A 9,559-nucleotide genomic window follows, 5' to 3' on the forward strand; every position below is an offset into this window, starting at 1 on the left:
GGCCCTCGCGCAGCGGGCGCACATCCTTGTCGGGCTTGGGCGCGAAACGCAGCCGCACGCCGGGCGCGTCGCGCGCGGTGCGTGCCGCCAGCAGGTGCGCGAAGGCCTCGGTGAAGCCGTCATTGGCCCGGATGGTGAACAGGCGCCCGAGCGTGCCCAGGTCCAGGTCGGGCCCGGCCGGCTGCAGCACGGCAGCCGCTTCGTCGACCAGGGCCTTCACCTGCTCGCGCAACGCCAGCGCCCGCGGGGTCGGCACCATCGCCCGGCCCGCACGCACCAGCAGCTCGTCACCCGTCGCTTCGCGCAGCCGTGCCAGCGTGCGGCTCATCGCCGATTCGCTCAGCCCCAGCCGCTCGGCCGCCCGGGAGACGCTGCCCTCCGAGAGCAAGGCATTCAACGCAATGAGAAGATTGAGGTCGATGTCAGCGGGCATCCGCTGAACCTAGCATGGTTTGGCGGTGTCGATCCGGCGCCGCATGCAGGAACAAGATGCGCGCCACGCTCTGTGGCGGCCGGGGTCGTCGACCTATGCTGACGTGGCGCGATCGAGCGTCCCCCTCCGGTCCACCAGCCATGTCATCCACCGTCCTCGAATCCAACTCGTCCCCGGTCCCTCACCGCGCCGATTCCAGCGCAGACAACGAGCTCGACGGCCTGCCGCTGCCAAGGCGCTACGCGGCGGTCGCCGCGATCCTCGGCGCGATCGTGCTGGTGGTGCTCGACGGCGCGATCGCCAACGTCGCCCTGCCCAGCATCGCGCAGCAGCTGCACGCCGCGCCGGCCGACGCGGTCTGGATCGTCACCGCCTACCAGCTGGCGATCGTGATGTTCCTGCTGCCCGCGTCTGCCGTCGGCGAGCGGCTGGGCTACCGCCGCGTCTTCACCGCCGGGATCGCGCTGTTCACCGTGGCGTCGGTGCTGTGTGCGCTGGCGCCGTCGCTGCCCTGGCTGGTCGCGGCCCGATGCCTGCAGGGCCTGGGCAGCGCGGCGGTGATGCCGCTGGGGCTGGCACTGCTGCGCTTCACCTATCCGCGCCGCTTGCTGGGCCAGGCGATCGCCTGGAACGCGCTGACGGTGGCGGGCGCCTCGGCGGCCGGGCCGGCCGTCGGCGCGGCCTTGCTGTCGGTCGCGAGCTGGCCGTGGCTGTTCGCGGTGAACCTGCCGGTCGGCGCGTTGGTGCTGGCCGCCTGTGCCGGGCTGCCGAACCCGCCCGGTACCGGGCGCCGCCTCGACATCGCCAGCATCGCGCTCAACGCGCTGATGTTCGCCGCCTTCGTGCTGGGCAGCGACTGGCTGCCGTCGTTTCCGTGGTACGGCGCGGCCTTGCTCGCCGTGTCGGCCGTTTCGCTGGTGCTGCTGGTGCGGCGCGAGATGCCGAAGGCGGCGCCGCTGATCCCGCTCGATCTTCTGCGGGTGCCGTCGTTCCGCATCTCGGTCATCGCGTCGGTGTGCTGCTTCACCGGGCAGATGATCGGCTACGTGTCGCTGCCGTTCTACTTCCAGCACGAGCTGGGCCTGGGTGTGGCCGCCACCGGCCTGCTGATGACGCCGTGGCCGCTGGCGGTGATGGTGGCCGCGCCCTTGTCGGCGCGCCTGGCCCGGCGCGGCGTGCCGACCGCGTGGCTCTGCGCCATCGGCGGGGCCTGCCTCTCGCTCGGCCTGGCGCTGTGCGCCGCCTGGCCGGTTCACGGCGACCCCTGGCTGCCGATGGTGATCTTCACGAGCCTGACGGGCCTCGGCTTCGGGTTCTTCCAGACACCCAACAACCAGAACATGCTGCTCGCCGCGCCGAAGGAGCGCAGCGGCGCGGCCGGCGGTGCGCAGGGCACCGCGCGGCTGACCGGGCAGACGCTCGGCAGCCTGTCGATCGGGCTGCTGTTCGCGCTGCTGCCGTCGGTGAGCGCGGTGCACTGGGGCCTGGCGCTCGGGGCGGTGGCTGCGCTGGCCGCCGCCGTGATCAGCCTGCTGCGACGCTCTTCTGCAAGCGCCACAGCAGCATGAACGACACGATCGACGCGCCCACCACGACGTGCCCGATCCGGTCGAAATGCTGCAGCCGGCCGTCGGCCCCCAGCGTGACGATGTGGCCGGCGATCACCGACGCGACGCCGCCCGACAACTGCTGCACCGACGCGCTGATCGCGTTGAACGCGCCGCGCTGCGCCGGTGTCGGAACGCCCGCCACGATGGCCTGGAACGGGATCATCCGCGAGAAGATGCCGACGAACAGCACCGCGTTGACCGCGATCAGCACCGGCAGCGGCACCGGGTCGAGGTGCGTGTAGATCTCCACCATCGTCATCGACAGCAGCGTGCCCACCGTGAACACGCGGAACTTGCCGAACCTGTCGGCGGCCCGCCCGATCAGCGGCCCGAACACGATGGTGCACAGCCCCGTCACCAGGTAGATCGTCGGCAGGCTGTGCATGCTGATGCCCAGGTTGTTGACGGTGAAGGCACTGCTGAACGGCATCAGCATGAAGCCGCCGGTGGTCAGCAGCGCGGTCGTCGCGAACGCCAGCAGGTGGCGCGGCACGGTCACCGTGTGCAGCAGGTGGCTGAAGGCGCCACGCTCCTGCGGCAGTTTCAGGTGCGCATCCACCGGCTGCAGCCGCCAGGCCACCACCAGCCCGCCCACCAGGCCGAGCGCGGCCATCGCGAAGAAGGGCATGTGCCAGTCCCACCGGCTCGACAGGTACAGCCCGGCCGGCAGGCCCAGCACCTGGCTGGCCGCGAACGCGGTCTGGATCAGGCCCATCACGCGCCCGCGCATCGACGCCGGGAACAGGTCGGTGGCAATCGCGAGCACGATCGAGCCGATCACGCCGCCGAACAGGCCGGTGACGATGCGCGCTGCCAGCAGGCTCTCGAAGGTGGGTGACAGCCCGCACCACAGCGTGCCCAGCACGAAGCCGGTGTAGAAGAACAGCAGCAGCTTCTTGCGGTCGAAGCGGTCCGCGAAACCGGCCGTCARCAGCCCGGCCGCACCGGCGCTGAACGCATAGGCCGAGACGACGAGCCCGAACTGCTTCGGCGTGATCGACAGCGCCGGCATGATCAGCGCGCCGAGCGGCGCCATCAACATGAAGTCGAGGATGACCGCGAACTGCAGGAACGCGAGCAGCCCCAGCACCACCTTCTGGTACGGCGAGAAGGCCTGCGGCGGCGCCGGGGGCGCGAGGGAAGGAGTGCTCATTCAGGGGCTCCGGTGCGGGCGTCGGCGGGCGGGCGGGTGTCGGGGCGATTGTCAGGGCGAATTCCGCGGCGGAACTGCTCGCGCTCTTCAGGTGTCATCGCGTGCCAGTCGGGGCCGCAGCGTCCGCCGGACCGGTGCCCGAAGCGGTGGCCGAACCGATGGCCGTGCCAGCCGCCGTGCCAGCCACCATAGCCGCGGAAGCCGCCGAACAGGATGCGGCACAGCACCAGCAGGCCCAGCGCATGCGGGTAGTCGATCGCCTGCGCACCGGCCAGCAGCCCGGGGATCACCGCATTCCACAGTGCCATCACGACACCGCCCAGCGCGGCGATTGCGACCAGGCCCAGCACGAAGCGCCCGAAAAACATGGCCTTGAATCTCATCATCGTTCTCCTTCAATCGTCCAATTCGTCGTAGATGGGTTGCAGCCGCGAGCGCAGGTAGAGCACCGCGTAGCGCTTGCGGGCGAGCAAGGTGTTGAGCGGCACGCCGGTCTGCGTAGCCATCTCCTTGAAACTGAGGCCGTCGAGCTCGTGCGCGACGAACACCTCGCGCTGGTTGGCCGGCAGGTCGTCGAGCGCCTGTTGCAACGTGCCCAGCAGCACCGATCGCGCATAGGCCGCCTCCGGCCCGCCGTCCGGGTCAGGCAGCGCCAGGTCCAGCCGCATGTCCGTGTCGTCCGGATCGCCGCTGTCGACCAGCGGCTCCTCGCGCTTCTTGCGGAAGCGGTCGACGATGCGGTTGCGCGCCACCTGGAACAGCCAGGCGCTCACCTGCTCGATCGCTGACGGCAACCGGTACGCCTCGACGAACTCCTCGAGCACGTCCTGCAGGATGTCTTCGGCGTCGGTCGGGTCAGCCACGCGGTGCCGGATGAACGCGCCGAGCCGGCCGGACTCGCGGCGCACGGTGGCGGTGATGTCTTGCTCGTGATCGGGGTCGGGTGCGGTCACGAGGGCAGGGGGCGTTGGCGGATCCATGCCTGGGAAGACGTTCCAGGCGGCGGGATATTGTGCGGCCGCATATCGATCTGCGCACACGGTCGTTCCCGGCCGGCGCCGTGGCAGCTACCGTCCCCGGCCGCTTCCACCGCAGCCCCATGTCCAGCCCATCCCCACGCGCACCCGCCACCTTCGACCTCGAGCTGCTGCGCAGCTTCGTCGCGGTCGTCGATGCCGGCAGCTTCGCCGCGGGCGGCACGCGGCTCGGGCGCACGCAGTCGGCGGTCACGCAGCAGATCCAGCGGCTGGAGCTGCAGGCCGGCCTGCCGCTGTTCCAGAAGGAGGGCCGCCAGAAGCTGCTGACCGACCCCGGCCGGCAGTTGCTGCGCTATGCGCGCGAAATGCTCGCGCTGAACGACGAGGCGGTGCACACGCTGGCCGACAGCGGGCTGCGCGGCTCGCTGCGCATMGGCKCGCCGCACGACGTGGCCGACACGCTGCTGCCGGGCCTGCTCGGGCGCATCGCGCGCTCGTCGCCGCACCTGCGGCTGGAGATCAACGTCGGCCGCAGCCCGCACCTGATGGAGTCGCTGCAGCGCGGCGAACTCGACATGACGATCTCGACCCGCGAGGACAGGGCCCTCGAAGGCATCCTGCTGCACCGCTCGCCGACGGTGTGGCTCAGCGCGCTGCAGTTCAAGCCGTCGCCGCGCGAGCCGCTGCCGCTGATCCTGATCGACGAGCCGAGCATCTTCCGCCGCCTCGCGCTCGAGGCGCTGGACCGCGCCCGCGTGCCGTGGCGGCTGTCGTACTCGTCGTCGAACCTGATCGGCGTGAAGGCCGCATTGCTGGCCGGCCTGGGTGTCACCGCGCGCAGCATGGAACTGCTCGGCCCCGAACTGCGGGTGCTCGGCGAATCCGACGGCCTGCYGCGCCTGCCCGAGGTCAGCTACCACCTGTGGGTGCGGCCGAACACCGCGAACCCGGTCGCGCGCCAGGCCTTCGAGCTGATCCGGAACACGCGCAGCCTGCCGGCGAGTGGGGCGCGTGCCAATGCATCAGCGCGGCAGGCGAAAACATCGTGAACGCTGATGTGTCGGGGCAGGGCATGGCTGCATCGGTCGACATCCCATGCATTGCAGATCAATCACTTGCACGCGTTCTGATGGCGATCGCCACCCGTCGCAACGCCTTCATTCATAAGCATATGAGCCGTGCAAGGTTCACGGCGACCGGCCTGCTTCCTACGATGCGCCTCCACATCCACGCTCCCCAACGGACCTCCCCATGACCCTCGCTTCGCTCGCACGCCTCGCTGTCGGCGCGCTCGCCCTGGCCACCGGTGCGGCCCAAGCCGACGCCACGCTGGACAAGATCCGCAAGGAAGGCCGCATCGTCGTCGGCGTGATGATCAGCGGCGGCCCGTTCGGCGYGATCGATCCGGCCACGCAACGCTTCGTCGGCTGGAATCCGGAGCTGGCCCGCGAACTGGCACGCGGCCTCGGCGCGCAGCTGGAGGCGGTGCAGGTGCTGCCGTCCAACCGCGTGCAGTTCCTGCAGGCCGGCAAGGTCGATGCGCTGATCGCCGCGATGGAGCTGACGCCCGAGCGCATCGAGATCCTCGGCTACGCGCCGACGCCGCACTACCGCGTCGGCGGCACCGCGGCGGTGCTGAAGAGCAGCGGCATCCAGCGTTGGGAAGACCTGCGCGGCAAACCGGTGTGCCTGTCGCAGGGCAGCAGCTACGCGAAGCCGCTCACCGAGCTGTACGGCGCGCAGGTGAAGGGCTTCAAGGGCTCGTCCGAATCGCTGCTCGCGTTGCGCGGCGGCAACTGCATCGCCGCGGTGCACGACACCACGCTGCTCAACCCGCTGCTGAAGGACAACCCCGAGTGGAAGGACTACGCCGCGCCGCTGCCCGAGCTGAACCCGGCGCTGTCGGTGATCTGGGTCCGCAAGGGCGAGACCGACACCATCGCCGCGATCGACAAGGTGGTGCAGGGCTGGCACCGCAGCGGCTGGCTGATCGACACCGAGAAGCGCCTGGGCATCACGCCGCCGAACCCGCTGCTGCCCGAGCTGCACGCGAAGCTGAAGGCCGCGCCGTGAAGCGCCTGGCCCTCATGGCGGCCGCGCTGGCGGCCTTCGCAGTGGCACTGCCTGCACAGGCCGATGCCACGCTCGACAAGCTGCGCAGCCGCGGCAAGCTCATCGTCGGCGTCGTGCTGTCGGGCCCGCCGTTCGGCAGCATCGATCCGGCGACGCAAAAGCACGTCGGCTACAACGTCGAGCTGGCCGAGGCCGTCGCGGCCGGCCTGAAGGTCGGCGTCGAGACGGTGCAGGTGCAGCCGTCGAACCGCGTGCAGTTCCTGCAATCCGGCAAGGTCGACATCCTGATCGCCAACATGCAGTGGACGGCCGAGCGCGCCGAGATCCTCGATTTCGTGCCGACGCCGTTCGAAGAGGTCGGCGGTGCCGCGATCGCCCGCAAGGGCGCGGGGCTGAAGAGCTGGGCCGACCTGCGCGGCAAGACGGTGTGCGTCTCGCAGGGCTCCAATTTCACGAAGCCGCTGGAGGAGCTGTACGGCGCGCAGGTCAAGGCCTTCCGCGGCCAGCCCGAATCGCAGCTCGCGTTGCGCGGCGGCAACTGCGTGGCCGCCGTGCACGTCAGCCCGACGCTGCAGCACCTGCTGGCCACCAGCCCCGAGTGGACCGACTACGAGCTGCCGCTGCCCGGCGACCTGATCCCGTCGCCGTCGGTGATCTGGGTGCGCAAGGGCGAGGGCGACACCCGCGCGGCGATCGACCGCATCGTGCAGCAATGGCACCGCAGCGGCTGGCTGATCGAGGTCGGCAAGCGCAACGGCATGCCGCCGACTCGCAAGCTGAAGGAGCTGCACGAGCAGTTCCGCAAGACGCCTGCCTGACCCGACATGCTGCAACTGTCGAAACGCGTCCGGCGCATCCGCCTGTCGCCGAATGCTGCCGCCGGCCAGCGCGCGAAGGACCTCGCCGCGCAGGGCCGCGACATCCTCGTGCTGACCTCCGGCGAGCCCGATTTCGATACGCCGGCGCCGGTGCGTGCGGCCGGCATCGCCGCGATCGAGGGCGGCCAGACGCGCTACACCGCGATGCCGGGCATCGCGCCGCTGCGCCAGGCGATCGCAGCGCAGCTCGCGCGTGCGCAGGGCCTGGATGTGACTCCGGCGCAGGTCGTCGTCTCGAACGGCGCGAAGCAGGTGCTCTACCAGGCGCTGGCCGCGACGCTCGACCCCGGCGACGAGGCGATCGTGCCGGCGCCGTACTGGCCGGCCTTCATCGACATGGTGCTGCTGTGCGATGCGAAGCCGGTGATCGTGGCGACCACGCCGGCCAGCGGCTTCAAGCTGACGGCCGCGCAGCTCGCCGCGGCGCTGACGCCACGCACCCGCGTGCTGATCCTGAACTCGCCGGGCAACCCGAGCGGCGCGGTCTACGGCGAGGCCGACTGGCTCGCGCTGGCCGAGGTGCTGCGCGCGCATCCGCAGGTCGTCGTCGTGCTCGACGAGATCTACGAACACATCCGCTTCGACGACGCGCCGGCGCGCCACCTGCTGGTGCTGGCGCCCGACCTGGCGCCGCGCACCGTGCTCGTCAACGGCGCGTCGAAGACCTATGCGATGACAGGCTGGCGCGTCGGCTGGGGCATCGCGCCGCTGCCGCTTGCGCAGGCGATGACGGCACTGCAGTCGCAGGTGTCGTCGGCACCGAGCGCGATCAGCCAGGCCGCGGCGCTGGCCGCGATCGAGGGCGACCAGGGTTTCGTGCGCGAGGCGGCTGCCGCCTACCACCGTCGGCGCGACATCGTCGTCGACGGGCTGGCGCGCGTGCCGGGGCTGCAACTGCTGCCGCCGCAAGGTGCCTTCTTCGCGTTCGTGCATGTCGGCGGCCTGATCGGGCGCCGCAGCGCCGGTGGCCGCGTACTGCGCACCGATGCCGACGTGACCGACTGGCTGCTGGACGAGGCCGGTGTCGCGGTCGTCGACGGCGCGTCGTTCGGGCTGTCGCCGTACATCCGCCTGTCGACCGCTGCGGCCGACGAGGTGCTGCACGACGCGGTGCGGCGCATCGCCGAGGCCGTGGCCGCGCTGCCGGAAGGCCGGCATGGCTGACGCGCTGCTGCAGGCTGCCGTCGCGGCGCTGAAGCCGCTCGGGCTGAACTACGCGTTCGTGCTGGATGCGGGCGAGCGCTCGGCCTTCCTGCGTGGCATGGGCGTCACGCTGGAGCTGTGCGTGGCGGTGATCCCCGGCAGCCTCGCGGTGGGCATCGCGCTCGCCGCGGCGCTGACCAGCGGGCGCGCCTGGCTGGCCGTGCCGGCACGCGCCTTCGTCGAGGTGACGCGCAACACGCCGACCCTCGTGCAGCTGTACTGCGCTTTCCTGGTGCTGAACATGCTGATCACGCAGCAGTTCAGGCAGTTCGGCGCCGGCAACCCGCTGACGCCGTTCGTCTGGGTCTTCATCGTCGTCTCTCTGCACAAGGGTGCGTTCCATGCCGAGGCGCTGCGCGCCGGCATCCAGGCGGTGCCGGCGGCCATGCTGGAGGCAGCACGCTCACTCGGCTTCAGCCGGCGCCATCTGCTGTGGCGCATCGAGATGCCGCTCGCGCTGCGCTTTGCGCTGCCGTCGCTGGTGAACAACGTGGTCGACCTGGTGAAGATGACGGCGGTGGCCTCGGCGATCGCGGTCGGGGACGTGACCTACGAGTCGATCATGATCTGGACCAACCGCGACAACGTGCTGGAACTGCTGCTGCTGATCCTGCTGTACTTCGGCGCGCTGACCTGGGCGGTGGCTCGGGCCGGGCGCTGGCTGGAAGGGCGCTTGCGCATGCCGGGATACGGGCAATGACGGCGCTGGAGCACCTGTGGCAATGGATGCCTGCGCTGCTGCACGGCATGGCCGCCAACATCGGCATCAGCCTGCTGGCGGTGGCGCTGGGCACGCTGGTCGGGTTGGTGATCGGCGCCGCCTCGCTGTCGCACGCAGCGCTGCTGCGGGGCTTCACACGAGTGTGGGTGCAGCTGTTCCGCAATGCGCCGGTGCTGGTGCTGATCTATTTCACGACCTACGTGTTCCCGTTCGAGATCGGCCCGGCCGCGTGGCGGCTGCCGTTCCCCGACTGGCTGAAGGTGGTGCTGGGTCTCGCGCTGCCGACCAGCGCCAACGTGGCCGAGATCTTCCGCGGCGCGGTGCAGTCGATTCCCTCCGCACAGTGGGAGGCCGCGCAATCGCTCGCGATGCGGCGCGCCCAGGTGTTCCGCGTCGTGATCCTGCCGCAGTGCCTGCGCCGCATGCTGCCGCCGTGGATGAACCTGTACGCGAGCATCGCGATGAGCACCTCGCTCGCGTCGCTGGTGGGCGTGCACGACCTGGTCGACAC

The 9,559-nt window shown here is 70.6% G+C and carries 11 protein-coding genes; 7 read left to right on the top strand and 4 right to left on the bottom strand.

Going from position 1 to position 9,559, the window contains the following annotated elements; translation table 11 throughout:
- On the bottom strand, window positions 1-433 hold a 433-nt coding region (locus tag AC1D12_RS15305; protein WP_477841300.1), incomplete at its 3' end, for a LysR family transcriptional regulator.
- A 140-nt stretch (window positions 434-573) separates the two neighbouring features.
- Here AC1D12_RS15305 and AC1D12_RS15310 point away from each other — a divergent pair.
- On the top strand, window positions 574-2,001 hold the full coding sequence (locus AC1D12_RS15310; protein ID WP_477841302.1) for an MFS transporter: 1,428 nt from the start codon (window positions 574-576) through the stop codon (window positions 1,999-2,001).
- Here the strand turns inward: AC1D12_RS15310 and AC1D12_RS15315 are convergent.
- Genes AC1D12_RS15315 through AC1D12_RS15325 form a run of 3 tightly spaced genes read right to left on the bottom strand, consistent with a single transcriptional unit; the run spans window position 1,958 to window position 4,176 of the window.
- The gene (locus AC1D12_RS15315; protein WP_477841304.1) at window positions 1,958-3,196 is read right to left on the bottom strand and encodes an MFS transporter; all 1,239 of its coding nucleotides are present in this window, start codon (window positions 3,194-3,196) and stop codon (window positions 1,958-1,960) included. The genes AC1D12_RS15310 and AC1D12_RS15315 overlap by 44 nt on opposite strands.
- Entirely contained in the window at window positions 3,193-3,579 is a 387-nt protein-coding gene (locus AC1D12_RS15320; protein WP_477827410.1) for a hypothetical protein, read from the bottom strand. Before AC1D12_RS15320 ends, AC1D12_RS15315 begins: the two co-directional genes overlap by 4 nt.
- Before the next feature lie 12 nt (window positions 3,580-3,591).
- Window positions 3,592-4,176 carry an RNA polymerase sigma factor gene (locus AC1D12_RS15325; RefSeq protein ID WP_477827411.1) on the bottom strand — a complete coding sequence of 195 codons (585 nt, stop codon included), beginning with the start codon at window positions 4,174-4,176 and terminating at the stop codon, window positions 3,592-3,594.
- 119 nt (window positions 4,177-4,295) lie between these two features.
- On the opposite strand from AC1D12_RS15325, the gene AC1D12_RS15330 reads away from it, so the two are divergent.
- The 6 genes from AC1D12_RS15330 to AC1D12_RS15355 all read left to right on the top strand — a co-directional run.
- On the top strand, window positions 4,296-5,222 hold the full coding sequence (locus AC1D12_RS15330) for a LysR substrate-binding domain-containing protein (protein WP_477841306.1): 927 nt from the start codon (window positions 4,296-4,298) through the stop codon (window positions 5,220-5,222).
- 202 nt (window positions 5,223-5,424) lie between these two features.
- Window positions 5,425-6,246 (top strand): transporter substrate-binding domain-containing protein, encoded by an 822-nt coding sequence (locus AC1D12_RS15335; protein WP_477841308.1) that lies wholly within the window; start codon window positions 5,425-5,427, stop codon window positions 6,244-6,246.
- A gap of 14 nt (window positions 6,247-6,260) precedes the next feature.
- The gene (locus AC1D12_RS15340; protein ID WP_477828561.1) at window positions 6,261-7,064 is read left to right on the top strand and encodes a transporter substrate-binding domain-containing protein; all 804 of its coding nucleotides are present in this window, start codon (window positions 6,261-6,263) and stop codon (window positions 7,062-7,064) included.
- A gap of 6 nt (window positions 7,065-7,070) precedes the next feature.
- Complete coding sequence (locus AC1D12_RS15345) at window positions 7,071-8,288, top strand: aminotransferase class I/II-fold pyridoxal phosphate-dependent enzyme (protein WP_477828560.1); 1,218 nt, start codon at window positions 7,071-7,073, stop codon at window positions 8,286-8,288.
- Complete coding sequence (locus AC1D12_RS15350) at window positions 8,281-9,027, top strand: amino acid ABC transporter permease (protein WP_477841310.1); 747 nt, start codon at window positions 8,281-8,283, stop codon at window positions 9,025-9,027. Before AC1D12_RS15345 ends, AC1D12_RS15350 begins: the two co-directional genes overlap by 8 nt.
- The coding region (locus AC1D12_RS15355; protein ID WP_477841312.1) for an amino acid ABC transporter permease at window positions 8,985-9,559 on the top strand (575 nt) is incomplete at its 3' end. The genes AC1D12_RS15350 and AC1D12_RS15355, both read left to right, overlap by 43 nt.

The sequence above is a fragment of the Rhizobacter sp. P1_G5 genome, from assembly GCF_056405435.1.

Coding starts and splice junctions, on each gene's coding strand:
- AC1D12_RS15310 (WP_477841302.1), top strand. CDS start 574: ATGTCATCCACCGTCCTCGAATCCAACTCGTCCCCGGTCCCTCACCGC.
- AC1D12_RS15320 (WP_477827410.1), bottom strand. CDS start 3,579: ATGAGATTCAAGGCCATGTTTTTCGGGCGCTTCGTGCTGGGCCTGGTC.
- AC1D12_RS15325 (WP_477827411.1), bottom strand. CDS start 4,176: ATGGATCCGCCAACGCCCCCTGCCCTCGTGACCGCACCCGACCCCGAT.
- AC1D12_RS15340 (WP_477828561.1), top strand. CDS start 6,261: ATGGCGGCCGCGCTGGCGGCCTTCGCAGTGGCACTGCCTGCACAGGCC.
- AC1D12_RS15345 (WP_477828560.1), top strand. CDS start 7,071: ATGCTGCAACTGTCGAAACGCGTCCGGCGCATCCGCCTGTCGCCGAAT.
- AC1D12_RS15350 (WP_477841310.1), top strand. CDS start 8,281: ATGGCTGACGCGCTGCTGCAGGCTGCCGTCGCGGCGCTGAAGCCGCTC.